Origin of the sequence: Pseudomonas sp. 24 E 13 (assembly GCF_900004715.1) — a bacterium.
GTDB lineage: Bacteria > Pseudomonadota > Gammaproteobacteria > Pseudomonadales > Pseudomonadaceae > Aquipseudomonas > Aquipseudomonas orientalis_A.
Map to the genome: position 1 here is coordinate 52,163 of NZ_CVTO01000150.1, position 25,740 is coordinate 77,902.

30 protein-coding genes are annotated in these 25,740 nt (G+C 61.5%); 9 read left to right on the forward strand and 21 right to left on the reverse strand.

The features are described from left to right. Window positions 1-136: 136 nt before the first annotated feature. Window positions 137-664, reverse strand: a complete 528-nt coding sequence (locus BFP90_RS21745; protein WP_065897956.1) for a DinB family protein — start codon at window positions 662-664, stop codon at window positions 137-139. Between the two features lie 123 nt (window positions 665-787). Between BFP90_RS21745 and BFP90_RS21750 the strand changes: the two genes are divergently transcribed. Beyond that, window positions 788-1,477, forward strand: a complete 690-nt coding sequence (locus BFP90_RS21750) for a tellurite resistance TerB family protein (protein ID WP_065897957.1) — start codon at window positions 788-790, stop codon at window positions 1,475-1,477. On the opposite strand, the gene BFP90_RS21755 is transcribed toward BFP90_RS21750, so the two are convergent. The 6 genes from BFP90_RS21755 to BFP90_RS21780 all read right to left on the reverse strand — a co-directional run bounded on the left by BFP90_RS21755 (window position 1,474) and on the right by BFP90_RS21780 (window position 8,383). Further along, on the reverse strand, window positions 1,474-2,295 hold the full coding sequence (locus tag BFP90_RS21755) for a hypothetical protein (RefSeq protein ID WP_065897958.1): 822 nt from the start codon (window positions 2,293-2,295) through the stop codon (window positions 1,474-1,476). The two genes, BFP90_RS21750 and BFP90_RS21755, sit on opposite strands and share 4 nt — an antisense overlap. Window positions 2,296-2,314: 19 nt before the next feature. Continuing rightward, window positions 2,315-2,662, reverse strand: a complete 348-nt coding sequence (locus BFP90_RS21760) for a DUF2493 domain-containing protein (protein ID WP_065892147.1) — start codon at window positions 2,660-2,662, stop codon at window positions 2,315-2,317. A 61-nt stretch (window positions 2,663-2,723) separates the two neighbouring features. Next, window positions 2,724-5,441 (reverse strand): magnesium-translocating P-type ATPase, encoded by a 2,718-nt coding sequence (gene mgtA, locus BFP90_RS21765; RefSeq protein WP_065897959.1) that lies wholly within the window; start codon window positions 5,439-5,441, stop codon window positions 2,724-2,726. A gap of 234 nt (window positions 5,442-5,675) precedes the next feature. Next, window positions 5,676-5,969: a hypothetical protein gene (locus BFP90_RS21770; protein ID WP_065885662.1), complete on the reverse strand. Its 294-nt coding sequence runs from the start codon at window positions 5,967-5,969 to the stop codon at window positions 5,676-5,678. Window positions 5,970-6,274: 305 nt separating this feature from the next. Continuing rightward, a complete protein-coding gene (locus BFP90_RS21775) occupies window positions 6,275-6,886 on the reverse strand; it encodes a LysE family transporter (RefSeq protein ID WP_065892152.1) in 612 nt (203 codons plus the stop codon). Between the two features lie 213 nt (window positions 6,887-7,099). Next, window positions 7,100-8,383, reverse strand: a complete 1,284-nt coding sequence (locus tag BFP90_RS21780; protein ID WP_065892154.1) for an arsenic transporter — start codon at window positions 8,381-8,383, stop codon at window positions 7,100-7,102. 348 nt (window positions 8,384-8,731) lie between these two features. Between BFP90_RS21780 and BFP90_RS21785 the strand changes: the two genes are divergently transcribed. From BFP90_RS21785 to BFP90_RS21800, 4 genes are all read left to right on the forward strand, one after another. Further along, window positions 8,732-8,947, forward strand: coding sequence for a hypothetical protein (locus BFP90_RS21785; protein ID WP_065885664.1), 216 nt, complete (start codon window positions 8,732-8,734; stop codon window positions 8,945-8,947). Window positions 8,948-9,018: 71 nt separating this feature from the next. Beyond that, window positions 9,019-9,714 carry an AzlC family ABC transporter permease gene (locus tag BFP90_RS21790; protein WP_065897960.1) on the forward strand — a complete coding sequence of 232 codons (696 nt, stop codon included), beginning with the start codon at window positions 9,019-9,021 and terminating at the stop codon, window positions 9,712-9,714. After that, window positions 9,711-10,022: an AzlD domain-containing protein gene (locus BFP90_RS21795; RefSeq protein ID WP_057722326.1), complete on the forward strand. Its 312-nt coding sequence runs from the start codon at window positions 9,711-9,713 to the stop codon at window positions 10,020-10,022. Before BFP90_RS21790 ends, BFP90_RS21795 begins: the two co-directional genes overlap by 4 nt. Before the next feature lie 171 nt (window positions 10,023-10,193). Continuing rightward, window positions 10,194-10,547, forward strand: a complete 354-nt coding sequence (locus BFP90_RS21800) for a hypothetical protein (RefSeq protein ID WP_065892159.1) — start codon at window positions 10,194-10,196, stop codon at window positions 10,545-10,547. A 155-nt stretch (window positions 10,548-10,702) separates the two neighbouring features. Here BFP90_RS21800 and BFP90_RS21805 read toward each other — a convergent pair whose 3' ends face one another. The 11 genes from BFP90_RS21805 to BFP90_RS21850 form a co-directional block, all read right to left on the reverse strand. Continuing rightward, a complete protein-coding gene (locus BFP90_RS21805) occupies window positions 10,703-11,407 on the reverse strand; it encodes a YoaK family protein (protein WP_065897961.1) in 705 nt (234 codons plus the stop codon). A 66-nt stretch (window positions 11,408-11,473) separates the two neighbouring features. Continuing rightward, a complete protein-coding gene (locus BFP90_RS21810) occupies window positions 11,474-13,108 on the reverse strand; it encodes an ATP-binding cassette domain-containing protein (RefSeq protein WP_065897962.1) in 1,635 nt (544 codons plus the stop codon). A gap of 125 nt (window positions 13,109-13,233) precedes the next feature. Then, window positions 13,234-14,283 carry a DNA topoisomerase IB gene (locus BFP90_RS21815; RefSeq protein ID WP_065885669.1) on the reverse strand — a complete coding sequence of 350 codons (1,050 nt, stop codon included), beginning with the start codon at window positions 14,281-14,283 and terminating at the stop codon, window positions 13,234-13,236. Between the two features lie 75 nt (window positions 14,284-14,358). After that, window positions 14,359-15,438: a molybdenum ABC transporter ATP-binding protein gene (gene modC, locus BFP90_RS21820; protein WP_065897963.1), complete on the reverse strand. Its 1,080-nt coding sequence runs from the start codon at window positions 15,436-15,438 to the stop codon at window positions 14,359-14,361. A 5-nt stretch (window positions 15,439-15,443) separates the two neighbouring features. Next, window positions 15,444-16,124 (reverse strand): molybdate ABC transporter permease subunit, encoded by a 681-nt coding sequence (modB, locus tag BFP90_RS21825; protein WP_065892172.1) that lies wholly within the window; start codon window positions 16,122-16,124, stop codon window positions 15,444-15,446. Then, entirely contained in the window at window positions 16,125-16,877 is a 753-nt protein-coding gene (gene modA / locus BFP90_RS21830; RefSeq protein WP_065897964.1) for a molybdate ABC transporter substrate-binding protein, read from the reverse strand. It lies immediately after the preceding gene. Between the two features lie 105 nt (window positions 16,878-16,982). Then, a complete protein-coding gene (locus BFP90_RS21835; RefSeq protein WP_065897965.1) occupies window positions 16,983-18,041 on the reverse strand; it encodes an NAD(P)H-dependent flavin oxidoreductase in 1,059 nt (352 codons plus the stop codon). 109 nt (window positions 18,042-18,150) lie between these two features. After that, window positions 18,151-19,197 (reverse strand): bifunctional DNA-binding transcriptional regulator/O6-methylguanine-DNA methyltransferase Ada, encoded by a 1,047-nt coding sequence (gene ada, locus BFP90_RS21840; RefSeq protein WP_065892177.1) that lies wholly within the window; start codon window positions 19,195-19,197, stop codon window positions 18,151-18,153. A gap of 75 nt (window positions 19,198-19,272) precedes the next feature. Further along, entirely contained in the window at window positions 19,273-19,938 is a 666-nt protein-coding gene (gene alkB, locus BFP90_RS21845; protein ID WP_065897966.1) for a DNA oxidative demethylase AlkB, read from the reverse strand. A 3-nt stretch (window positions 19,939-19,941) separates the two neighbouring features. Continuing rightward, window positions 19,942-20,106 (reverse strand): hypothetical protein, encoded by a 165-nt coding sequence (locus BFP90_RS28870; RefSeq protein WP_163001619.1) that lies wholly within the window; start codon window positions 20,104-20,106, stop codon window positions 19,942-19,944. Between the two features lie 25 nt (window positions 20,107-20,131). After that, window positions 20,132-20,434: a DUF1883 domain-containing protein gene (locus BFP90_RS21850; protein WP_003173824.1), complete on the reverse strand. Its 303-nt coding sequence runs from the start codon at window positions 20,432-20,434 to the stop codon at window positions 20,132-20,134. A gap of 212 nt (window positions 20,435-20,646) precedes the next feature. On the opposite strand from BFP90_RS21850, the gene BFP90_RS21855 reads away from it, so the two are divergent. Continuing rightward, window positions 20,647-20,997 carry a hypothetical protein gene (locus BFP90_RS21855; protein WP_065885676.1) on the forward strand — a complete coding sequence of 117 codons (351 nt, stop codon included), beginning with the start codon at window positions 20,647-20,649 and terminating at the stop codon, window positions 20,995-20,997. 245 nt (window positions 20,998-21,242) lie between these two features. Continuing rightward, complete coding sequence (locus BFP90_RS21860) at window positions 21,243-21,473, forward strand: hypothetical protein (RefSeq protein WP_065885677.1); 231 nt, start codon at window positions 21,243-21,245, stop codon at window positions 21,471-21,473. Between the two features lie 9 nt (window positions 21,474-21,482). Here BFP90_RS21860 and BFP90_RS21865 read toward each other — a convergent pair whose 3' ends face one another. After that, entirely contained in the window at window positions 21,483-21,764 is a 282-nt protein-coding gene (locus BFP90_RS21865; protein ID WP_065885694.1) for a hypothetical protein, read from the reverse strand. 162 nt (window positions 21,765-21,926) lie between these two features. Then, window positions 21,927-22,112 (reverse strand): hypothetical protein, encoded by a 186-nt coding sequence (locus BFP90_RS21870; RefSeq protein WP_003173828.1) that lies wholly within the window; start codon window positions 22,110-22,112, stop codon window positions 21,927-21,929. A 299-nt stretch (window positions 22,113-22,411) separates the two neighbouring features. Here BFP90_RS21870 and galU point away from each other — a divergent pair, with 299 nt between their 5' ends. Together galU and gorA are read left to right on the forward strand one after the other, a co-directional pair. Next, window positions 22,412-23,251, forward strand: coding sequence for a UTP--glucose-1-phosphate uridylyltransferase GalU (gene galU / locus BFP90_RS21875; protein WP_003230743.1), 840 nt, complete (start codon window positions 22,412-22,414; stop codon window positions 23,249-23,251). 106 nt (window positions 23,252-23,357) lie between these two features. Then, window positions 23,358-24,716 carry a glutathione-disulfide reductase gene (gene gorA, locus BFP90_RS21880; RefSeq protein WP_065892179.1) on the forward strand — a complete coding sequence of 453 codons (1,359 nt, stop codon included), beginning with the start codon at window positions 23,358-23,360 and terminating at the stop codon, window positions 24,714-24,716. Here the strand turns inward: gorA and BFP90_RS21885 are convergent, their stop codons facing one another. Beyond that, window positions 24,717-25,724: a DNA-binding protein gene (locus BFP90_RS21885; protein ID WP_065897967.1), complete on the reverse strand. Its 1,008-nt coding sequence runs from the start codon at window positions 25,722-25,724 to the stop codon at window positions 24,717-24,719. Window positions 25,725-25,740: the final 16 nt, after the last annotated feature.

Here is a 25,740-nt window from a genome sequence, read left to right on the forward strand (position 1 = left end):
GGTAGCGCGGTGCAGCAGGGTTGCGAATATATAGATCCAGACGCTTCGGTGCAACCTCGATGCATCCTTTCCTGCACAAACACAGGTCTGAAAAAACCTGCCAGATCAGTGATCTACGCTGCGGGGCAGGCTCCGCTCAGTCAATCAGCGCGAGCAGGTCGGTATCACCCACGTCCACGCCGGCTTGACTCAATAATGTGGTGACCTGGCCGCGATGATGGGTCTGGTGGTTGAAGAAATGCATCAGCAGGCCGAAAAACGGTTTTTCAGACGCTACGCCGTCCATGGTGTGATAACTCAATCGCAGGTCCAGGTGGGCGTCGCGCAAGCTGTGGGCCCAATTCAGGATGAGTTGATCCAGCCAGGCCCGATGGGCCGAGAGTTCACGGATGTCTGCGAACGCCAATTGCCTGAGGTCGCCGGGTGTGGCGATGGCGTTCAAGGGCGCCAACGCGCTGAATTCCGCCGGGTGCTGGGCAAAGCGTTTGAGCCAGACGGTGTCGCCCAGTGCCAGGTGATTGAGGGTGCCGAGGATCGAGCCGAAAAATGCCTGGCGGTCCGCAGTCAACGCCGCGTCTGTGAGGGTGCCGACAGCCTCATAGACCTTGCGATTCATCCATTGATTGTAGTTGGCCATCAACCCGATGTGCTCGATGCGGTTCACCTGGGTTCTCCCTTGAGGTTGTTGTGGCGCCATCATAAAGCTTGCCCGCCCGGCGGTCATGGTGTTCCATCAAGGGCGGACTAAGGTTGATTAACGCCACTACGTACCTGGGAGGGCGACACCATGAATACCGGCGATTTACTGGAGCAATTGTTGCGCGGCGCAGGGCAGGGCGGCGCTTCTTCGAGCGGCGGTTTGGGCGGGGTGCTTGGAGGACTGCTCAAGGGCAACCGCGCCGGTAATGCTTCGGGCGGCGGCCTCGGCGATTTATTGGGTGGGCTCGGCGGCATGCTGGGCGGTGGCGCGGCTACGCGTCCAACACAAGGGCGCTCCGGTGGGATGAACTATGCCGCGTTGGCGTCTCTCGGGATGATGGCCTACAAAGCGTATCAGGCCTGGCAGAGCCAGCAGGCGAGCCAGGCACAACCAGCGTTCCAGACGGCCGACCAGCTCTCGGGCGCGCAAGTCGAAGCGCACAGCCATGCAGTGCTGCGCGCACTGATCGCTGCCGCCAAGGCCGACGGCCACATTGATGAAAAAGAGCAGCAGCTGATTTCCAATGAGCTGGGCAAGCATACTGACGACCCGCAATTGCAGCAGTGGCTCGACGCTGAAGTCGCCAAGCCGCTGGATGCTGCGGATTTCGCCGAGTTTGCCGCAGACCCGGCGGTGGCGGCCGAGGTGTATCTGGCCAGTGTCCTGTTGGTCGATGACCAGCAGGATGCAGAGCGCAATTACCTGGACGACCTGGCGGGGCAGCTGCACATCGATCCGCAGTTGCAACTGCACCTGGAGCAACAGGCCAAGGCCTAAAACCTCAGGGTTGCCGCCGTGGTCAGCCACTGGTCAAGCTCACCGATCAGGCTGCGCCCGAGTACCAGGTCCACGTCGACACGCTTGCCGACGTGGAATCGCGGCCCGGCCTGCCAGGCCTGATCGCCGCCTTCCTGGCCGTAGCGCTCGGCGAGCAGCGTAAGAACCTCGGCCACGCGATATTCAAACCCCGTGCCCCAGGTCAGCCGGTGCTGCTGGTCGCCATCGTGGTAGGCATGAGTCCAGCCAGCATTCAGATTCAGGCGTAACGCGTCCAGGGCTTGCCACGTCAACGGCAGGTTGAAGTCAGCACCATCGAATGTGTGCTGCCTGTCCAGGGCAAAGTGCGCCCCGGCGGCAACCGCCAGTTCAAGCCCCCAATCGTCCCGCGACAGCACCTGTACCTTCACTTGCGGACTGATTTGAGTCTCGCCCTTGCCCTCGGCAGTCGCGCGCGACAATGCCGTTCCCCACTGCACCGATTGCAGCTCGTTGAACGTACAGGCCGGCGACAGCGTTTCGTTATGGGTATCGCCAGCGTGGCGGTTGGCGGTGTGCCAGGCGTCGACATTACATTCGCCCGGGGCATTGATGGCGCCATCGTCGACCACATAGGCGCCGCCTGCCGCATGAGCCTTGGCAAAAAACACCATGAGCAGGACAACGCCCAGGCTCACCCCGATAAATATCAGATTGCGCTGCAGCGCCCGGCGCCTGGCCGGCGGCAACAGCAGCAGGCTGGGACGTACGGGACGCGAGTGACGCGCGCGGTATTTGGCAAACCCGTCCGCCTGCTTTGGTTTGTGAGGGTTGTGCATGATGCACCTCGCTTGAATTTCAGTTTTCTACGCTCAGCACCGAAATGCCGCTGGCTTTGGCCTGGCAGACCAGCTCCGAGGTGTCATCACCACCCGGCAGGGCGATGATCACGTCGGGGCGGCTGTCGGCCAGCATGAAGTGGTTGCGCTGGCGTTCCGCCTGCTTGCCGTGGCGTTGCCAATTCGGCGGATAGCGCACCACGTCAATCGCGTTTTCGCGGGCCCATTCCTCGATGTCGCTGCCCAGGAACTGGTTGCCGCCATGGATCAGCACCTGCACCGGGCGCAGGCGGTGGTAAGCGTCCAGCACCTGGCGGGACTTTTTGCTGTCGGCGTAATGCCGACCTGCACAGATCAACACGCGCATGAGTAAATCCTTGTGTTGCACGGTGAGGGCCGGGCGGCCTTCACCGTTTGAACGGAGGGGGTCAGTACCACTGCTTGAAGCGGCGGATGTAGATCGTCTTCATCAGTTGGGCGACGCAGCAGTAGGCGAGCAGGGTGCCCACCAGCCATGGGAAGTACGCCAGCGGCAGCGGTTGCAGGCCCACCAGGGTGCCCAGGGGCGAGAACGGTACGTAGATGCCCAGGGCAATGACGATGCAGGTCATCATCAATACCGGCCAGGCGGCCGTGCTCTGGAAGAACGGGATCTTGCGGGTGCGCAGCATATGCACCACCAGGGTTTGCGAGAGCAGGCCCTCGATAAACCAGCCGGACTGGAACAGGGTCTGCATTTCCACGCTGTTGGCCGAGAACACGTACCACATCAGGGCAAAGGTGGTGATGTCGAAGATCGATGAGGTTGGTCCGATCCAGATCATGAAGCGGCCGATGTTCTTCGCATCCCATTTACGCGGCTTGGCCAGGTATTCCTTGTCCATCTTGTCCCACGGCAGGGCCAGCTGGGAGATGTCGTACATCAGGTTTTGCAGCAACAGGTGAATCGCCAGCATCGGCATGAACGGAATGAACGCACTCGCCACCAGCACCGAGAACACGTTGCCGAAGTTGGAGCTGGCGGTCATGTTCAGGTACTTCATGATATTGCCGAAGGTCTCGCGGCCTTTGAGCACGCCTTCTTCGAGCACCATCAGGCTCTTTTCCAGCAGGATGATATCGGCCGACTCCTTGGCGATATCCGTGCCGCTGTCCACCGAAATGCCCACGTCGGCATCGCGCAGGGCGGGCGCATCGTTGATCCCGTCGCCGAGGAAACCGACGGTGTGGCCGTTGGCTTGCAGCGCCTTGAGCACCCGCGATTTCTGCAGCGGCGTGAGCTTGGCAAACACCGTGCGTTGTTCCACGCAGCGCAGCAGCGTCGCGTCGTCCATCGCTTCGATTTGCGGCCCCAGCAACGGTTGGCCGGGTTCGAGGCCGACCTGGCGGCAGATCTTGCTGGTCACGACCGCGTTGTCGCCGGTCAGCACTTTGACCGCCACACCGATTTGTTGCAGCGCTGCAATCGCCGGGCCGGCGGTTTCCTTGGGTGGATCAAGGAACGTCAGGAAGCCATGGATCACCAGGTTGCGTTCATCGGCGGTGGTGTACTGCTGGCGCGCCAGCGCTGCAGGGATAGTGCGGGTGGCGACGACCAGTACGCGAAAGCCGTCTTCGTTGTAGTCATTGGCGATCGCCAGCAACTGCTCGCGGCGGCGCTCATCCAGCGGTACGGCGGCGCCGTTTTCCAGGGTGTGGGTGGAAATGCTCAGCATCTCTTCCACGGCGCCCTTGCACACCAGCAGATGATCGCCGGCGGCGTCCTTGACCATGATCGACAGGCGCCGGCGGACGAAATCGAACGGCAATTCATCGACCTTGCTGTAGGCAAACGGCACTTCGAACCTGGGATTCTGCGCAGCGAACTGCACCACGGCCTGGTCCATCAAGTTCTTCATGCCGCTCTGGTGAAAGCTGTTGAGCCAGGCCAGGGACAGCACCGCATCATCGCGCTGGCCACAGGCGTTGACGTGATGCTCGAGGATAATCTTGTCCTGGGTCAGGGTGCCGGTCTTGTCGGTGCACAGCACATCCATCGAGCCGAAGTTCTGGATCGCATTGAGGCGCTTGACCACCACTTTGCGCCGGGCCATGGCCGTGGCGCCCTTGGCCAGGTTGGCGCTGACAATCATCGGCAGCATTTCCGGGGTGAGGCCTACGGCAACGGCAAGGGCGAACAGGAAGGCATCGCCCCAATCGCCTTTGGAGAAGCCGTTGAGCAGGAACACAATCGGCACCATCACCAGCATGAAGCGGATCAGCAGCCAACTGACGCTGTTCACGCCACGGTCGAACGCGGTTTGCACCCTTGAGCCGACAATCGCCTTGGCCAGCGAGCCGAAATACGTGCGCGGCCCGGTGGCGACCACCACGGCTGTCGCCCGGCCGCTGACCACATTGGTGCCCATGAAGCAGATGTTCGGCAGGTCCAGCAGGTTGTCCGGGTCGGCAGACAACGGGGACGCGGACTTTTGCGTGACATCGCCCAGGGTGTCGTATTTTTCCACCGGCAAGGCTTCACCGGTGAGCACTGCCTGGCTGATAAACAGGTCGCGGGATTCGATCAGGCGGATGTCGGCGGGGATCATGTCGCCGGCCGACAGGTGCACGATGTCACCGGCGACCAGCTCGCGCATCGGCACTTCGCGCAGGGTCGGCTGCGCGCCTACCTGTTCGCGGCGCAGCACCGTGGCGGTGGTGCGCACCATGGCCTTGAGCGCCTCGGCGGACTTGGCCGAGCGGTGTTCCTGCCAGAAACGCAGCAGGCTGCTGAGCAGCACCATGGTCATGATAATGATGACCTTGGTCGGGTCGGCTGCATCGCCGTCCTGCATCGGCAGCCAGCAATCGGTGATGAAACTGATGCCGCCCAGGGTCAGCAATACATAGATAAACGGATTGTTCAGTGCCTGCAGGAACTGGACGAGGGCGTGAGGCGGCTTGTCATGGGCCACTTCGTTGTAGCCTTCGCGATGCAGGCGCGCCGAGGCGTCCAGCTCGGTCAGGCCATCCTGGGTGGCGCGCACGTTGGCCAGGGTGGCGGACAGGCCGTTGCGGGCCTCACGGGCGGCGCGCATCGACAGTTTGGGGGTGCTGCCGTCGCTGCCTTTTTTGTGCTGCAGTGGCGTGTTTTTTACGGCGCTCATGGTGTGTACTCCTGTCGCCAACTCTCGACGCAACATGCCCGATACTTGCCTGATAACAGGCGAGCGAAAGCACGCCGAGCCGCGAACTTTGCGATCGGTTTAAATAAGGTCTGGACAACCCTTAATAGTGAATACTGACGGCGCGTTAATTAACGTGCGCGCAGCCATTCACGACTGGGAAAGTTCATAAGGAACTCCAGTGCATCAATAAGAAAGTTGCTGTTTCCAGTCAGGTCAGGCGGCGCGAGCGCTCAAGTAAAAACCGAGCATCACGGCAGCCTGGGCCAGGCTGGAAACGATCGGTCTCTGCGGGTCCTGAGGGTCGGCGTGATCCCACTGCTGCACCAATTGGCCGCTTTGCGGGCAGACACGCCAATGCGCCAGCGGGCGGGCCGGACGCACTTGGAGGGAGGATGAATCAAAGGCCGCGCGGGCAGGGCGCAAGCCAGTAGGCGCACGACGCAGCTTGGCGCGCAGGGCCGCGGCCAGGGTGCATACATCAGGTAAAACAAGGGTTTGCAAGGTCATAACACACCTCGGGACCGGACACGCGACCGGCGAGGCAGTTACGGTGGAGCATCAAGCTCTAGCGCAGCTTACCGGGCCTGGAGGGCAAGTCCCGTCATGTTCTGGGTTTGGCGCCCGACGCCCGCTGAGGCGGTGCTCGGACAGCGACTAGATACTGTGTCCATTGGCTTCTTTTGTGAGGTTTAAAAAAGGCCCCTGTTGCGGGCAGGGGCAATTTACTCAGGCAGTTACAGAATGTCAACGCATGGTTAATTAAATGAGTCGATGTTCAGAATTTATTCAGATAAGTGGCGGCCTATGTAACTTCAAATACTCTGTGCCGCGAGGACTGCCAAATAAATCAATACAATACCGCAAGCGCCATAGCTGATGCGTTGCCAAGTCGGCGAAGCATTCTTGCGCAGCAAGTTGACCAGCGCGGCAGTAAGAAAGCAGGACAGCACCGACGCAAGCATAAAGCCTGCAAAAAACATCAGCGTTTGCCCATGGCTCGGAGTAGCACCAACGATGCCCGACAACGCGCTGCCCAAGGCGCCCCAGTAAACGATGTTCTTGGGGTTGGCCAGGGAGATCGTCGCGCCCACCACCAGTGCGTTTTTTGCCGAACTGGCGGGTGCGCTTTCGACTTGAGGTAGCTGCCAGGCATCGATCAGGCTGCGGATGCCCAGCCAGGCCAGGTAAAGCGCGCAGATCACCGTCAGCGGCACGCGTACCGCCTCATGCTGGATCAACAGCGCGATGCCCGTCAGCCCGATCACCGCCCAGACGGCGTCGCCCACCAGCGAGCCAACCTGTACCAACAGGGCCGGTGTGAAACCGTGGAGCAAACCACGGCGCAGGGTTTCGGCGAGCACTGCGCCGGGAGACAGGCAAAATACAAAGCCGAAAACCAGCGCGTAGAAAAAGATCGTCAGCATGCCCGTGTCCTTTCGAGAAAGTGCGAAAGCATACGTCAGTCCGAGGGCAGGAAACCATGCAGCATTGAATGTGCAAGAGCGGGCGCCTAGCTCTTGCTCGCGAAAAACTCATAGGCACCGCGTTCATTTAGAAAGCACGCGTTATCGTTGACGTTTTTCGCGAGCAAGCTCGCTCCTACAGACGGCCGTATACGCTCAACTGAATGGCATTCCTCAGACACTCAGGCGCAAGGCGAGGGCGGCGAGGGTGATCAACAGCACCGGCACGGTCAGCACAATCCCGACCTTGAAGTAGTAGCCCCAGGTGATGGTGATGCCCTTGCGTGCCAGGATATGCAGCCACAGCAGGGTGGCGAGGCTGCCGATAGGGGTGATTTTCGGGCCCAGGTCGCTGCCGATCACGTTGGCGTAGATCATTGCGTCCTTGACCACGCCCACGGCATGGCTGGACTCTATGGACAGCGCGCCGATCAACACCGTTGGCAGGTTGTTCATCGCCGAGGACAACAGCGCGGTCAGCACGCCGGTGCCCATGGCCGCGCCCCACACGCCGTGGGCGGCGAAGGTGTCGAGCCAGGTGGCCAGGTAGTCGGTCAGGCCGGCGTTACGCAAGCCGTACACCACCAGGTACATGCCCAGGGAAAAGACCACGATCTGCCATGGCGCGTCTTTCAAGACCTTGCGCGTGGAAATCGTGTGACCCTTGGCGGCGATCACCAGCAACAGCACGGCGCAGACCGCGGAAATCGCGCTGATGGGAATGCCCAGGGGCTCCAGCGCGAAGCAGCCGACCAGCAGAATACCCAGCACCCACCAGCCGGCACGAAACGTCGCACGGTCGTGGATGGCACTGTCGGGTTGTTCCAGGTCGGCCGGGTCGTAGCTCTGCGGAATATCGCGGCGGAAAAACCACAGCAGCACCGCCAGGGTCGCGGCGACGCTGACCAGGTTCACCGGCACCATCACGGCGGCATATTCGTTGAAGCCGATCTTGAAATAATCCGCCGAGACGATATTCACCAGGTTCGACACCACCAGCGGCAGGCTCGCCGTGTCGGCGATAAAGCCTGCGCCCATGACGAATGCCAGTGTCGCCGCCGGAGAAAAACGCAGGGCCAGCAGCATCGACATCACAATCGGGGTGAGGATCAACGCCGCGCCGTCATTGGCGAACAGCGCCGACACCAGTGCGCCGAGCAGCACCATATAGGCAAACAGGCGCCGGCCTCGGCCACGCCCCCAGCGCGCCACATGCAGCGCGGTCCAGGCAAAGAACCCGGCTTCATCCAGCAACAGGCTAATGATGATCAAGGCGACAAAGGTGCCGGTGGCGTTCCAGATGATGTGCCACACCACCGGGATATCCGCCAGGCTGATTACCCCGCAGGCCAGGGCCAGGATCGCGCCCAGGCTGGCGCTCCAGCCCACGCCCAGGCCCTTGGGTTGCCAGATGACCAGCACGATGGTGACAAGGAAAATCGCAATTGCGACAAGCATGAATTAACGCTCCGATGGCTCAGCAGCAAGTGCTGGCCGGTTATGGTCTGTCGCCCAGTGCATCCGGACGCGGCGCGTCGTTCTGCCAGCAGGGCCGGCTGTCATCCAAGGCATGGATCAGTTCGCCTACGTAAAGTTCGCGCACGCGCAGGATTAATAGTGTCGGACGTGCTCAGGCGGCAGCGGCCAGCATTTGAACAGGATTGCGGATAAAGGGCCACGTAGGTCAAATCCTGATTTCGGTTGACGTGGATCAACTGCCCGATGATCGACCACAAGTGATTGAAATTAAAATGAAACATCAATGTCCTAAAGTGCCCGCCCATTGCTGATGAAGGAAGCTCCCGCGTGACCCGAGCCACTCGTAACCTGCGCAAAACCCTGGATTCCGTCGCGGATAATAACGAAACCGCGGCGTTTGACCTGATGCGTGCCGTCGAAAAACTCGGCGATGAAGTGCTGCGCCAGCGCCTGCTCAACACCATCCACCGGTTGAACCAGGACGCCTACGAACTGCGCGAAGCGCGCGATTCGGTGGAGATGGTGTCGGTAAAACTGGCCTGAGCAAGATCGTTCAAGACAAGCACCCGCGTGCGCCGGCATGCTGGACGACTGTTTGTCGATGAGCCCCGTCCATGCCTGCTGCCCTCCCTTATGACGCGTTCACACGTGGCGCGATTGCTGTCATTCCGTTATCCCTGGCCTGCGCCCCCTGGGGGTTGCTCGCCGGCTCCATGGCCATCGATGCGCAGTTCACGCCGCTGCAAGCCCAGGGTCTGTCCGCCATCGTGTTTGCCGGCGCGGCCCAACTGGTGGCGATCGGCATGGTCAAAAGCGGCGCCAGCCTGATCTCCATCGTGCTGACCACCTTGCTGCTGACTTCCCAGCATTTGCTCTACGGCATGCACATGCGCCCGACGCTGTCCTCGCTCAACACCCGCTGGCGCATGAGCCTGGGTTTTCTGTTGACCGACGAGTTCTTTGCCCTGGTCAACCACTATGACCGCCAGACCTTCAATCGCTGGTATGCCCTGGGTGTGGGCCTCACGTTCTATATCATCTGGAACCTGTTCACCCTGGCCGGCATTGTGCTGGGCAAAAGCATTCCCGGCCTCGATCAGTTGGGGCTGGAGTTTTCGATTGCCGCGACCTTTATCGCCCTGATCACGCCGGTAGTGCGCGACGTGCCGACGCTGGTCTGCGTCGCCGTCTCGCTGTTGTGTTCGGTGTGGCTGAGTTACCTGCACTGGGAATCGGCGGTGGTGGTCTCGGGTATATTGGGGATGAGTGCAGGGTTCGCCTGCAAACGCCTGGGAGTCGGGCAGCGATGATCTACCTGATGATTGTGGCAATGGCGCTGGTGGTGTTTTTCAACCGCTACCTGTTTATCGAGCCGCGCCTGCCGGTACGGCTCAATCGGGGGACGCGTGAGTTCCTCGGGTTTGCCGTACCGGGCATGCTCACCGCGATTTGCGGGCCGATTATTTTCATCAAAGACCACCAGCTCAACCTGAGCCCGAGCAACCCCTACCTGCTGGCCGGGATCTGCGCCGTGGGGTTGATGCTGTGGACGCGCAGCGTGCTGGTCACGGTGCTGTCGAGCATGGCGCTGTTTTATCTGCTGCGCTGGTGGTTGTGAACCGCAGGCGAAAAAAAGCCCGCGGGAGGGCGGGCAGAAGGGAGACTTCTAAAAATGAGCGTGGCCACTATAAGCGGCCGGCTTTGCCTTTACAGTGAAACAAAGTTCATGGGCGCGTCAGTTGGCGGCGGCGCAATGGTAGAGTCACGGTTTTTCCAAGGAAGCACAGGCATGTACAAAGTGGTGATAGGCGCAGTGGTACTGGCGACGCTGGCCGGCTGCGCGGGTTCGAAGATGAAGGAGGCGCGTGCGGGCAGCCCGTACAAGACCATGGCGTCGGACAAGGCCACCCTGGTGGTCGCCCAATGCATTCAGTACGGCTGGCAGGACGAAGGCGTGTTCGGCGTCGATGCCGGCGGCTTCAAGGAAGCCACCGAGGCCGGGGGCTTTACGGTGTACACCACGGGCGGTGATTACTTTGTGGATGTGCTGAGCACGGGCGCAGGTTCTACCGTCAAGTATTACGCCGCAGAGGACACGATGCCCGCCAAACGTCGTCTGGCTGCGCTCGCCACTTGTCTGTAATACCTTGCCTTAGTCATATTCAGAAACGCCCGGCGGGACAGCCGTCGGGCATTGGCTTATTATTCACCGGCTCGCCCGACGTGATGGCTCTTTACCGGTACACGGATGTCGAGGCCGAAACGTCGGGCGGGCACCTTTTTTCCATACTCTGCTGTTCAGCGTGGCATGAAACCCAACTGCCAGCGCCGTGGTATCGCCAGGGTCGCCAGGCCCAGTGACCCCGCCAGCGCGCCACTGACCCACAGCGCGCGCAGCCCGATCTGCTGTTCCAGCAGCGCCCCGATCACCGCGCCGACAAACATCCCTGCCCACGGCACCAGCTGCATGCGCCAGCCATTGCGGCGTTCGCCCATCAACCAGCGGCCCAGCCCGCGACCGAAACGTGAGAGCGCCCCGGTGACATAGGTGAGCCCCACGGGCACGCCATTGACTTGCTCGACGGCCGCGTTAAGCATGCCCATGGCGATAATCGCCGCTAACAGCGCGGGCAGCGTATCGGACCATGGCAGCAGTGCCGCACCACAGAGCAGGGCGCCGATGCTGAGCAACAGGGGCAGCGCGTGGCGCTTGCTCAAGCGGCTGACAATCACCCCCAGCGCGTTGCCGATGATGAAGGTGGCAACCAGCAATACCAAGCGTGCGGTCAGCACCCCGTCGCCTGCACTGATCGCGACCGCCAGGCGCGTGGTGTTGCCGCTCATGAACGAGACAAAATCGCCGCTGGCCATGAAACCAATGGCATCGGTCATGCCGGCAAGTACCGACAAACCAGCCACCAGCAGCAGGCCCACGCGTCCACGCCAGCGTTGTCGATGGGCGAGCGCGGCATTGGCGTAAGGCTTGACGGGTGAAGGCAGCATCGGCCGGTTTCCAGTGAGATTATCCGGCCACTACCCTAGGACGCTTTGCCACGGCGCGCAATCAGATCACACAGGCTCCAGGCGCCACCCGGTGCTGTACCAGCTCAAGTAATGGCTGGGTTGGATCGCCTGCAGGAACGCCTCGTCGTGGGACACCGCCATCAGCGCGCCAGTAAATCCCTGCAAGGCCTGTTCAAAGGCCATCACCGTCTCCAGGTCCAGGTGATTGGTCGGTTCGTCCAACAGCAACAGTTGCGCCGGTGCCCCGCGCCATAAAGCGATCGCCATCGCCGCTTTCAACCGCTCGCCACCGCTGAGTTGCCCGGCGGGTTGGGTCACGCGTCGGGCATCCAGCTGCAGCAAGGCCAGGCGTGTGCGCAGTTCAGCTTCCATCAGTGGTGTTTCGAGCAGGTTGAGCTGTTCGACGATACTGCGCTGGTCGTCCAGCAGCGTCAGGTGCTGGTCGATATAGGCGCAGGGCACCGTGACCGCGCAGGTGCCACTGACGGCGTGCCATTGCCCGGCAAGCAGCTTGAGCAAGCTGGATTTGCCGCAACCGTTCGGCCCACGCACTGCCACGCGCACCGGTCCGGTCAGGTCCAGGCTCAGGTAGGTCGAAGGTGCACGCGGGTCCAGCCAGGGCAACTGCGCCTGGTGCAGGCTGACCACCTGGCGACCGTTGGCCAGCGCCGAACCGGGCAGGGCGAGCAGGGTCGGCGTCTCGTCCACCACACGTGCGTAGGCCTGGCGCACCTGCGCGTCGAGGGTGTCTTTGTGATCGCGATGGGCGCTGCCCCGTGCGCTGACGATTTGCGTGGCCGCGCTCTTCCAGCGCGCCCTGGTAAAGCGGTCGACGTTGGCAGTCTCTGCCTGTTTGCGTGAGCGCGCCGCGTGGCGCTGCAGGCTGTCATGGGCCTTTTGCAAGCGTTGACGTTCGCGGCTGCGCTGCTCGCGCGCGTATTCCCACGCTGCGGTAGCCGCCTGCTGTTGGGCGTCGCGTTGCTCAAGATAGGCGGCGTAGTTGCCGCCGTAAGCCTGCACACCGAGGGGCGACAGTTCGATGATCCGGCCCATGGTGTTGAGCAACTGCCGATCATGGCTGACCACCACCAGGCCACCGCGCCAGGGCGCCAATTGCCGCAGCAGCCAGGCCCGCCCGTCACTGTCGAGGTGGTTGCTGGGCTCATCGAGGATCAGCAACGTCGGCGCCGCCAGCAACGCACCGATCAGCGCCACCCTGGCCAGTTGTCCACCGCTGAGTTGATCGACCTGAGACGCGGCGCTGAGCGATGGCAACCCCGCCGTATCAAGGGCGCTACGCAGGCGTTCGGCCAGGTCCCAGCGCTCATCGATCAGCGCCAAGTCGCCGGCCAGGGCCACGCCCTGATTCATGCGTTCAAGGGCGGCCAGGCACTGGGCGGTACCGGTGAGGTCCGCGACGCTCGCACCGGGTCGCACCACCACGTTCTGGGGCACATACACCACATGGGCCGGGGCTTTCAACGTACCGGAGGTGGGCTGCAGGATGCCGGCCATCAATTGCGCCAGGATACTTTTGCCGCGCCCGTTGCGACCGACGATTCCGGTGGGGGCCCGGTCTATGGACAGATTGAGGTCTTCCAGCACGGTTTCGCCATTGGCGAACTGGAAACACAGGTGTTGCAGGGAAATCAATGCGGGCAGCCGGTTGACGTGAGTCATCAGCACCTCCAGGAAAATGTCGAACAGGCCAACAAGCGCGCCAGGCGGCTCGTTGCAGATGCATTTTTGGAAGGCTTAGTTGTTCACGTCGGCAATCATCCCGAGAGTCATAGGGGCTTTGGAGGCTAACCCGCCTTGGCGGGCTTGGGCAAGTCTGCGACCAGTTGCTCAAGGAACATCGCCAGGGCGACTTCTTCGGCCTTGAGGCCCTTGCGCACCCTTGGCTTGGGCAGCTTGGACAGCTCACCCAGGCTGAAATGCTCGAGCACCGCCGGGTGGATATAGCACTTGCGACACACCGCCGGCGTATTGCCCAGTTGCCGTGCGACGTCCTTGACCATCGCCACCACATGGCGCTTGGCGTCGGACTCCGGTTGCCACGCCAATTCGCGCAACACCGCCAGCGCCATGGCCGTGCCGGCCCAGGTGCGGTAGTCCTTGGCGGTGAAATCCTCGCCGGTCAGGCTGTGCAGGTACGCGTTGACGTCCTGGGAGCTGACGGTATGGCGCTCGCCGTTTTCGTCCAGGTACTGGAACAGGTTCTGCCCGGGCAGTTCCATGCACCGCTTGACCACACTGGCCAGGCGTCGGTCCTTGACGCTGATCTGGTGTTCCACGCCGCTCTTGCCGCGAAACTGGAATTTTATCTCGCTGCCCTTGATGTCCACGTGACGGTTGCGCAGGGTGGTCAGGCCATAGGATTTGTTGTCGCGGGCGTACTGGGTATTGCCGACGCGGATCAGCGTGGCATCAAGCAACATCACCACCGTGGCCAGCACCTTGTCGCGGGTGAATCCGGGCTGGGCGATCTGTGCTTCCAATTGTTTGCGCAACTTGGGCAGGGCCGCGCCGAACGCCTGCAGACGTGCGTACTTGTCGCTGTCACGCACCTCGCGCCAGCGCGCATGGTAGCGGTACTGCTTGCGACCACGGGCGTCGCGGCCGGTGGCTTGCAGGTGACCACGCGGGTCGGCGCAGATCCACACATCGGTGTAGGCGGGCGGCACCGCCAGCGCATTCAGGCGCTTGATCTCATCGGCATCGGTGATGCGCTCGCCGTCGGGACGGAAATACTGGAACTTGCCGCGCAGCTTTTTGCGGCGAATGCCGGGTTGGCTGTCGTCAACATAGTGCAGGTCGCGGGGCAGATCGGCGGGCAGCGAAGAGTCGGGCATGGTGCGGGTTCCTTGGCAACGGATCAGGCCGGTATGTCTGATTGACCGCGTCGTCCTGCGGTCGTGCCAAATGGTTTAGGCGAGCACCGCCACCGCCTTGATGTGCGCCCACAGCACTTGCCCCGGCTGCACATTCAACTGGTCCCGCGAGAACCGCGTGATGCGTGCCAGCAACGGCGTGCCGGCGGCATCCAGGCGCACCAGTGCATGGGCGCTGTTATCCGCTGCAACGTCCTGGATGACGGTCACCGGCAGGCGGTTGAGGATGCTGCTGTGCGTGTGCGCCTGGTGGCTGAGGCTTACGTCCCGTGCCTGAATCTTCACCCGCAACTGTGTGCCCAAAGCCATCGGCGTGTGGGCTACGCGTATCTGCAAGAGGCAATCGGGCAGTTGCAGGGTGAGCAACTGATAGTGCTCGTCATAGGCAATCACGCGGCCAGTGACGACCACACCAGCATCGTCGCCCCGCGCCAGGGGCAGGTCGAGCCGCGCCAGTGTTTCGCCGATGGGGCCGCTGGCCAGGGCCTTGCCGTCGCCGAGCAGGACGAGGTGGTCGGCCAGGCGCGCCACTTCGTCCTGGGCATGGCTGACGTACAGCACCGGAATATCCAGTTCGTCGTGCAGGCGTTCGAGGTAAGGCAGGATTTCGTTTTTGCGCTGGCTGTCGAGGGCCGCCAGGGGTTCATCCATCAGCAGCAAGCGGGGACTGGTGAGCAGGGCGCGGGCGATGCCGACGCGCTGGCGTTCACCACCGGACAGGTGCTGCGGGTCGCGCGCAAGCAAGTGAGCGATACCCAGCAGCTCAGTGGCCTGGGCCATATCCACGCGCCGCTGCGCACGTGGGATGCGCTTGAGGCCGAACGCCAGATTGGCCTGCACCGACAGATGGGGAAACAGGCTCGCCTCCTGGAAGACGTAGCCCAGGGCGCGTTTGTGCGGCGGCACGAACACCCCGTTACGGCTGTCTTGCCAGACCTCGTCGTTGATCTGCACAACGCCGTCATCGGCGCGCTCCAGGCCGGCGATACAGCGCAGGCAGGTGGTCTTGCCGGAGCCGGAAGGGCCGAAAAGGGCGGTGACGCCACGGCCCGGCAATTGCAGCTCCACGTCCAGCGCAAAGCCTGTGTACTTCAGGTGCAGGCGTACCTCAATCATCGCGATCAGCTCCAGCCCATTTTGGTTTTACGGCTGGAGTAGAGTGCCAGCAATACAAGGAACGCGAACACCACCATCGCCCCGGCCAGCCAGTGGGCCTGGGCATATTCCATGGCTTCGACATGGTCGTAGATCTGCACCGAGACCACCCGGGTCTTGTCCGGGATATTGCCGCCGATCATCAGCACCACGCCGAACTCGCCGACGGTATGGGCGAAGCCGAGAATCGACGCGGTGATAAAACCTGGGCGAGCCAACGGCAGGATCACCGTGAAAAACGTATCCCACGGGCCCGCACGCAAGGTCGCCGCCACTTCCAGCGGGCGCGTGCCGATGGCCGAGAACGCGTTTTGCAACGGTTGCACCACGAAGGGCATGGAGTAGATCACCGAGCCGATCACCAGCCCGGCGAAGCTGAAAGTCAGAGTGCCCAGGCCCAGCCACTGGGTGAACTGGCCGACGTAGCCATTGGGCCCCATGGTCAACAGCAGATAGAAGCCGATGACCGTCGGCGGCAGCACCAACGGCAGTGCGACGATTGCGCCGATGGGGCCGCGCCACCAGGAACGGGTGCGCGACAGCCACAGGGCGATTGGCGTACCGATCAGCAGCAGGATCACCGTGGTCAGCGAGGCCAGTTTGACCGTCAACCAGATCGCGGAAAAATCAGCACTCGTGAGCGGCATTTACAGTTCATAACCGTAAGACTTGATTACCGCAGCGGCCTTCGGGCCTTTCAAATAATCGACCAGGGCCTTGGCGGCGGCGCTGTCCTTGCCTTTGGTGAGGATCACCGCGTCTTGTTTGATCGGGTCATGCAGGGACGACGGCACGATCCACGCCGAACCGCTGGACAACTTGCCATCCTTGTAAATCTGCGAAAGCGCCACGAAGCCCAACTCGGCGTTGCCGGTGGACACGAACTGATAGGCCTGGGTGATGTTCTGGCCTTCGACGATTTTGTCCTTGACCTTGTCGGTCAGGCCTTCCTTGGCCAGCACCTGAGTGGCGGCCAGGCCGTACGGCGCGGCCTTCGGGTTGGCGATGGACAGGTGCTTGAACGCATTGCGCTTGAGCACTTCACCCTGGGCATCCACGTAGCCTTCTTTCGCCGACCACAGGGCCAGGGTGCCGACCGCGTAGGTGAAGCGCGAGCCCTTGACGGTATCGCCTTCGGCCTCGAGTTTTTGCGGGGTGGTGTCGTCGGCACTGAGGAACACCTGGAACGGCGCGCCATTCTTGATCTGGGTATAGAACTGCCCGGTGGCGCCGAAGGACGCGACCAGTTTGTGGCCGGTGTCTTTCTCGAAGTCGGCGGCAATCGCCTGGATCGGCGCGGTAAAGTTGGCGGCGACGGCCACTTGCACTTCATCGGCCTGCGCCGAACCCAGGGCGAAGACGGCAAGCAGGGGGGCCAGGCGCGCGGCGCGGATCATCATGAAGCAACTCCTTGAGGGTGTACGGCCGATTGCCGCTATGTACGAGAATATATAGCGGTTACCGGCTGCCGGTACAGTACGAAATTGCGCCACGTGCCGACAGGCCTAGCGCAGCCTGGCCAATGCCTGCTCGGCCAGGTCGCGGGTCAGGTCATACGTCGAGCGGTCGTGACCCAGACGCAAGGCCTGGCCCGCCCACAGGTTGCTGAAGCCGGCTTCGTCCCTGGCCTTCAGCGGCAGCAATGCGCCACCGGCCCGTGGAAAGGCAGGCGCGGCGGGGTTGATCGCGCCCAGCTCGCGCATCACGCGGTTGACAATGCCCCGCGCCGGGCGCCCGGTGAACAGGTTGGTGAGGGCCGTTTCGCTGGCCTGGGCATGGCGCAAGGCATGGTGGTGGGAAGCGCTGACGCTGGCTTCGGGGGTGAACAGGTACGCCGTGCCGATCTGCACCGCCGAGGCGCCCAGGGCAAACGCGGCGAGCATTCCGCGCGAATCCGCGATACCACCGGCCGCGATCACCGGCACGCTGACGGCGTCGACGACTTGCGGCAGCAGCGCCATCAAGCCGATCTGGCTGTTGAGGTCGTCACTGAGGAACATACCGCGGTGGCCTCCGGCTTCAAGGCCCATTGCGATAATCGCATCACAGCCGTGCTGTTCCAGCCAGATCGCTTCCTCGACCGTCGTCGCCGATGAAAGTACCTTGGCTCCGGTGGCTTTTACCCGGTCCAGCAAGGCTTTTTCCGGCAGGCCAAAGTGAAAGCTGACGACTTCGGGGCGAAAGGTTTCGATCACCTCACACGCCGCTTCATTGAAGGGCGCACGATTGGAGACCGGGGTTGGTGCATCAAAATCGGCGCTCAGCTCGCGGTAGTAGGGCTCCAGCAGCGCTTTCCAGCGCCGCTCGTGTTCCTCGTTCGCTGCGGGCGCCTGGTGGCAGAAGAAGTTGACATTGACCGGGCGGGTGCCGGCCTGGCGGATGGCGGTCAACGCCTCACGCAGTTGCTCGATGCTCAGCGCAGCGGCAGGCATGGAGCCCAGTGCGCCGGCCTGGCTGGCGGCAATCACCATGGCGGTGGTGGTCGCGCCCGCCATGGGGGCCTGGATGATGGGCAGGTCGATGCCCAGCAGGTCGAGAATGCGCGTGTCTGGCCAGGTGCTCATGGGGTGCGTCTCCAGCGTCAGTGAGGCTTTTCGCTGTTTTAACAGGCCCCTTGGCACCCGGCCACTCTGTTTTATTCACTGGACGAGGGCAGTGCTTTATGCAGCCGGGTCAGTCCGAGGTTTCCCGCGCCAGCAGCGTGCGCTTGCGCTCTACGCCCCAGCGGTAGCCGGACAGCGCGCCGTCGCTGCGCACCACGCGGTGGCAGGGGATTGCCACCGCCAAGTGGTTGGCGCCACAGGCCTGGGCCACTGCGCGAAATGCCGTGGGCGCGCCGATACGCTGGGCAATCTGCGCGTAGCTGGCCGTGCTGCCCACCGGAATATCCCGCAGCGCCTGCCACACTCGTTCCTGGAAGGCCGTGCCGCGTAGATCCAGCGGCAAGTCCAGGCCCAGGGCGGGCGCTTCGATAAAGCCCACGACCTGGGCGATCAATTGTTCGAAATCCCGATCCGCGCCGACCAGTTCGGCGTTGGGGAATTGGTCCTGCAGGTCGCGCACCAGCGTATCCGGATCGTCACCCAGCAAAATCGCACACACGCCGCGTTGACTCTGCGCCACCAGAATCGCCCCCAGTGAGCATTGGCCCACGGCAAAGCGAATCAGGTTGTTGGCACCGCCGGCCTTGTACTCCTGCGGCTTCATGCCCAGCACCTGGTCAGCCGCCGCGTAAAAGCGGCTGTTGGAATTGAAGCCGGCGTCGTACAGCGTATCGGTGACCGACTGCTGCGCTTTGAGCCCATCACGCACCTTGCGTGAGCGCAGGGCGCCGGCGTAGCCCTTGGGGGTGAGGCCGGTGATGGCTTTGAACACGCGATGGAAATGGAACGAACTCAAGCCGGCCTGGCGGGCGAGGGCCTCCAGGCTGGGCGGTGTTTCGGCCTGTTCTATCTGGCGACACGCGTCGGCAACCAGCTTTGCATGGTGGGCGGCCAGTTGAGTCTGGTCGCCGGCGGCGCGGCGGCTGGGACGATAACCGGCAGCTTCGGCGTGTGCCGGGGTGTCGAAGAATTCGACATTTTCCGGACGCGGCAAACGTGAGGCGCTGCTGGGGCGGCAGTACACGCCGGTGGTTTTCACAGCGTAGACAAACAGTCCATCGGCTTTGGCATCGCGGGCAACGATGGCGGCCCAGCGTGGGTCCAGTGAGTGGTTCATGGCCTGCACTCTTGAGTGGTGATCGGCAGATTAAACCTACAGTTGGCGCTCGACACTCCGAAGCTTGCGGTCAAATCAGCCGGCGGTGCGAAAGGTCAGGTTGATGCGTTGCGGTCCCATGATCGGGTGCTCGCCTTGCTTGATCGGCATCACGCCATGAAAACGCAGGCGATCCACTCCACCCCAGACCACCACATCACCGTGGAACAGCGAGACTTTTTGCGTCTTGTCACTGCGCTGATGGCCGCCGAACAGGAAAATCGCCGGCAAGCCGAGGGACACCGACACCACTGGCGCGTCATAGCGCTGCTCGTTCTTGTCCTGATGCAGCGACATTTTGGCGCCGGGTACGTAGCGGTTGATCAGGCAGGCATCCGGCGAGAAATCGCTGAAACCCGCCGCTTTTGCTGCCGAGATGGCCAATTCGTGCAGCGCGTCGGGCATTGCCGGCCAGGGTTGCTGGCTGCGCGGGTCGAGGGCGCTGTAGCGGTAGCCGCGGGTGTCGGTGGTCCAGCCCAGCGCGCCACAACTGCTCAGCGCGGCCGACATGGTAAAGCCGCCGGGCGTGACCATTTGCCGAAACGGCGACTGGGCCAGGACACGCCGCAATTCGGGCAATAAACGCTCAATCCAGGGCAGGGCGTAACCTCCCAGGACGTAAGACTCTTCGCCAATCTGTTCGCGCCTTGCCGGTTGCTGCAAGGCCTCATCGGCGAACAGGTCAGCGGTAGGCCCGGCCATGGCTTACAGCGCCTTGCTCACGTTGATGTCAGTAATCTCGTCGCTGGCATCGTGGATTTTCGCCAGGGCCTGCCGGGCCTCCTCGACGCTGTTGCTGGTCAGTTGGGCAAATTCGAAGCGACGTTCGCCGTTGAGCTTGTACTTGATGACGTATTTGGTGGTGTTCACAGCTTTTTTCCTTACGGTGTTCAGGTCAGCTCAGCTTGGTGCTGGTGCGACGAACGATACGAATCTTGTGGGACAGCGCCGGTTTGCGGGTAACGCTGATGGCGCGGCGCGTGACCACATCCAGGGTAATGTTCCAGAAACCGGTGCTGGGCGCGGTGATTTTCGCCGGGAATTTATCGAAGGCGCCACCGTGGTAGGTATGCCGGCCACCGTTCTTGAAACTGCGAAAATTCGCATCGCTCATTAGACGAATATTACAGGTCTGTGAGCATTCGATGACGACAATGTCTCCCTCGTTGAGGTGCTCACGCTGGTGGATGAATTTCATGGGGTGTCTCCAGAAGGGCTTTTTCTGAAAAATCAGAACGATACGTAGGTTAAGATGGAGTTTATCAGCCCCAGCGCGTTTATTATCGGGCCGTCGTCGACGACTTCGACAATTTAAAACAGTTATTTACCGAGTTTTTAGAGATAAATCCTACATTGGCGGGAGAAATTTCCTATGCCCGCTGTCGTAGGGTCTTTATCGGAGGTTTTAGTATGAAGTGGAGTGTGTTGGTGCTGGCCTTGGCAATCGCTGGGTGTGCTTCGGTTGCAGATATCAAGCAGACCCCACCCACGTTGGTGGTCATTTCCGGGAAAAAGCCGCAGGAGTATGCGGCGTGCGTCGTGCGCAAGTTGGAGGCGACACGTCGTCCGCCACAGATCGAACCGCATAAGGAAGGTATTCAAGTGATCGTGCCGCAGAAATTTTCGTCCGATCCATCAGCGATCTTCGAAATCGAGGACCGCTCCAGCGGCAGCAGCATCAAGCTCTATGAAAGCATGTCCAACGTGCCGATTCGGCCGGGCGACGTGAAAAAAGCCGGGGAGGATTGCATTTCCGGTTAAGCCAGGGCGTATGTCCACGAACTGAATCCGATGAGAACCCCACCCGGCAGGACGAGCCTCTTCGCGCCTGCCCGGTGGGGTTTTTTATGCGTTATTCGGTATTGAGGCTATAAAGCCGAGCGTGCTGATGAGAAGGCCCAATGGCGTGTCGATCGGCAGAGCATCCGTTAAACTGTCGGTCACTGCCTACAAGAATGCCGCTCAAACCCATCTGGGCAGCATCGCACCGCCTGGAATATCCCATTATGAAGCGAGAACACGTCAAAGCCCGCCATGCCGAAGGTCAGATCACGGCGACCCACGTCATCCAGAACCCTGCCGACCTGGGCGAGTGGATTGTCTTCTTCAAGAAAAGTGACGGCCGCAGTTACTTCCTGGTGGACGATCAGGATGAGGTCGAGTCATTCCCGCGCCTCGATGACTTGATCGAAACCCTGCGCGGCCTGGGGATCAAATTCGCCGAAGTTCACCTGTAACACCAAGGCTTACTTGCACACCACCACGACGCTGCGGCCTTTGAAATTGCCTACATCCTTGCCCAGGGTCTGCTCGCTTTCCTTGAGTGACGGAGTGCCGTCGGTGCCGACGATGCGGTAACCGGTGCCCGCGCAGGAGGCGTCGGCTTTCTCATAGCAACTGGCCCATGAATTGGCTTCGCCCGAGCAGTCGATGGTCAGGCCTTGTTCACCATTTTTCAGGTAAGTGTCGGAGGTGGTGGTGCAACCGGCCAGCGCCAATACCGCAGTGAGTGCCAGGATCTTGTTCATAGCCAGCATCTTGTTCATAGAGAGTCGTCTTCGAAGGTGTGGGGGAGAGCGCTGACACGGACGTGGGGCGTTGGCGGAAGATTATAGCGAACTGCCATCTAGGTACAGCCAAACACAAAAAAAGCCCCGCTCTGCGGGGCTTTTGCTGCAAGACCGCGTGGCTTACTTGCCCTTCGGCCGCTTGCTCGACGCGTGACCGGCTTCATCCACGAATACCTCAGCCACCGCAATCGCCATGCTTTCAGTCTCGAAAACGCCCGCGACGCTGTCACCATGGAAGTTGATCAAGTGCCAACCGTCCGCACGCTGGGTGATCAGGTAGCCGTTTACGCCTTTGGGTTCTGACATCTAATTAGCAATCTCGTAAGCTGATTCAAGGGTGCAATGATAGCCGCAAATACCCCGCCGTTGCCCAAGTAATTCCAGCCCGGTGCCAGGCTTGGAAAAGCGTGCTACAAAGGATCAGGCCCTTTGGAAAATCAACACTTGAGCGCCGGCCAGCCTGCCGGTTGAAAGATCAGCGGAACTTACGCCGACATTTTTTCTCTATGATGACATCGCGGCGCCAGCAGGACCCATTGTAAGGTGACTGCGGCCTGATTAGACTGCGCCGAATTCCGTACGCACAGCCCTTTGTAAGGACTCATATGATCAAGAAATGCTTGTTCCCGGCAGCCGGTTACGGCACTCGCTTCCTGCCAGCGACCAAAGCCATGCCCAAAGAGATGCTGCCGGTGGTGAACAAGCCACTGATTCAGTACGGCGTCGAAGAGGCACTGGATGCCGGCTTGAATGAAATCTCCATCGTGACCGGCCGCGGTAAGCGCGCACTGGAAGACCACTTCGACATCAGCTATGAGTTGGAAAACCAGATCAAGGGCACCGACAAGGAAAAATACCTGGTTGGTATTCGCAAGCTGCTCGACGAGTGCTCGTTCTCCTACACCCGTCAGACCCAGATGAAAGGCCTCGGCCACGCCATCCTCACCGGTCGCCCGCTGATCGGTGACGAACCGTTTGCCGTGGTACTGGCCGATGACCTGTGCGTAAACCTGGAAGGCGACGGCGTGCTGACCCAGATGGTCAAGCTCTACCAGAAATACCGCTGCACCATCGTCGCCGTAATGGAAGTCAACCCGGCGGAAACCAACAAGTACGGCGTGATCGCCGGCGACGACATTGGTGATGGCCTGATCCGCGTGCGTGACATGGTCGAGAAGCCAGCGCCGGAAGATGCACCGTCGAACCTGGCGATCATCGGCCGCTACATCCTGACCCCGGACATCTTCAAGCTGATCGAAGAAACCGAGCCAGGCAAGGGCGGCGAGATCCAGATCACCGACGCCCTGCTCAAGCAGGCCAAAGACGGTTGCGTGATTGCCTACAAGTTCAAGGGCCAGCGTTTCGACTGCGGCGGCGCTGAAGGCTACATCGAGGCGACCAACTTCTGCTACGAGCACTTCTACAAGACTGGCAAGGCGTACTGATTTCACGCTTGCCGATCTGTTTCAACTGAAAGCCACCTTCGGGTGGCTTTTTCGTTTTTCAGCCCCATGTAAGTCAGTATGCTGGTGTCCTGCCGAGGAGAATGAAATGGCCTATGATTTTGACCTGTATGTAATTGGCGCCGGTTCCGGCGGTGTTCGCGCGGCGCGCTTTGCCGCAGGTTTTGGCGCCAAGGTGGCCGTGGCGGAAAGCCGCTACCTGGGCGGTACCTGTGTGAATGTCGGCTGCGTGCCGAAGAAGCTATTGGTGTACGGCGCACATTTTGCCGAGGACTTCGAACAGGCCAGCGGTTTTGGCTGGTCGTTGGGTGAGGCGAACTTTGACTGGGCGACCCTGATCGCCAACAAAGACCGGGAGATCAACCGTCTCAACGGTATCTATCGCAACCTGCTGGTCAACAGCGGTGTGACCCTGCACGAAGGGCATGCGCGCCTGGTGGATCCACACCAGGTGGAAATCAATGGCGAGCGCTTCACCGCCAAGCATGTCCTGATCGCCACGGGCGGCTGGCCGCAAATCCCCGACATTCCAGGCCGCGAACATGCCATTGGCTCCAACGAAGCGTTCTTTCTCAAAGAGCTGCCAAAGCGCGTACTGGTGGTAGGCGGTGGCTATATCGCCGTTGAGTTCGCGGGCATTTTCCATGGTTTGGGCGCGCAGACGTCGTTGCTGTATCGCGGTGACCTGTTCCTGCGCGGCTTCGATGGTTCGGTGCGCAAGCACTTGCAGGAAGAGCTGACCAAGCGCGGCCTGGACCTGCAGTTCAATGCCGACATCGAGCGCATCGACAAGCAAACCGATGGCAGTCTCAAGGCCACCTTGAAAGACGGTCGGGTGCTGGAAGCCGACTGCGTGTTCTACGCCACCGGCCGGCGCCCGATGCTGGACAACCTGGGCCTGGAAAATACCGGCGTCACCCTCGATGAGCGTGGCTTCGTCAGCGTGGACGAGCTGTATCAAACCAGCGAGCCGTCGATCCTGGCCATTGGCGATGTGATCGGCCGTGTCCAATTGACCCCGGTCGCCCTGGCCGAAGGCATGGCGGTGGCGCGTCGCCTGTTCAAGCCCGAGCAGTACCGTCCGGTGGATTACGCGATGATTCCGACGGCGGTGTTCAGCCTGCCGAATATCGGTACGGTGGGCCTTACGGAAGAGGAGGCGAAGAAGAACGGCCATAAGGTGCAGATCTTCGAGAGCCGTTTCCGGCCGATGAAGCTGACCCTGACGGACTGTCAGGAAAAGACCCTGATGAAGCTGGTGGTCGATGCCGACACCGACAAAGTGCTGGGCTGCCACATGGTCGGGCCCGATGCCGGCGAAATCGTGCAGGGCCTGGCGATCGCGCTCAAGGCCGGCGCGACCAAACAGCATTTCGACGAGACCATTGGCGTGCACCCGACGTCGGCGGAAGAGTTCGTCACCATGCGCACGCCTGTGGCGGACTGATCAGGTTTCGCCGGTTGCCTCTGGCGTCGTTGCAACGACGGCGGCCAGACGCAACGCTTCAATACTGGCCTGGGCCTTGAGAAGGTCCAGCTCCAGCGCCTTGTTGGCCTGCTGATGCTCAGTCAGCGCTGCCTGGCGTGACTGGCTTTCCAGCAGCGCCACCCGCAGGCGCTCCTGAAGCAGTGTGCGCTCGCTGTCGACCTGGCTGATCTTCTCGTTCAGCTCGAGTTGCAAGGCCTGGTCTTTGCGCCGTTGCTCCTGCAATGCGTTCAGCTCCTTCGCGGTCACCCGGTGTTCGATCAACAAGCGTTCGTTGTCTCGATGCAATTGGGTGATTTCGTCCTGACGCACCAGCGCACTCTGCTGGGCCTGGCGCAGCTCGGCTTGTACCTGCTGCAACTGGCCTTCATGACGGCGCTGCTCCTGTTCACGCTGCTCCTTGACCGCATTGCGGTAATGCTCAAGGGCATCGCGGGCGTGCAGGTGCTTGTCTTCCAGTGAGCGAATCTGCTCGTCCTTGTCCTTGAGCCTCAGTTCGTAATCGCTGCACGCCTGGCTGAGCCCGGCGTTGCGCGTTTGCTCGGTCTGCAGGCTGGTGCCGGCGGTTTGCAGGGCGGCGCTTTCCTCGGCGAGGGCGGCGGCCTGGATGTCGAACTGCTGTTGCAGCTGATCATGGGCTCCTTGCAACGTTTCAAGCTGAGTGAGCAGGGCGCTTTTGTGCTGCTCAAACTGCGCCAGGGCGAGGTCGATGGGCTCCTGGGCCTTCTCTTTCAGGCGCTGGGCGAGCCGTGCCACCAATTCGCCAAGCTCCTCATCAATGGGGGCTTCGGTGATGGTCTGGCGGGTCTCGCTTTCGTCCAACTCCTTGAGGTAGCGGTGAATGGTGGTTTTCGAGCCGGTATTGCCCATTTCGATGCGCACGGCGTCGATGCTGGGGTTTTCGCCACGGGCGAGGATCGCCAGGCGTGCCGTCTGAACGACTGCTTTGTTTATGCCACCACGAGCCATGGGGTCTCCGTCGATT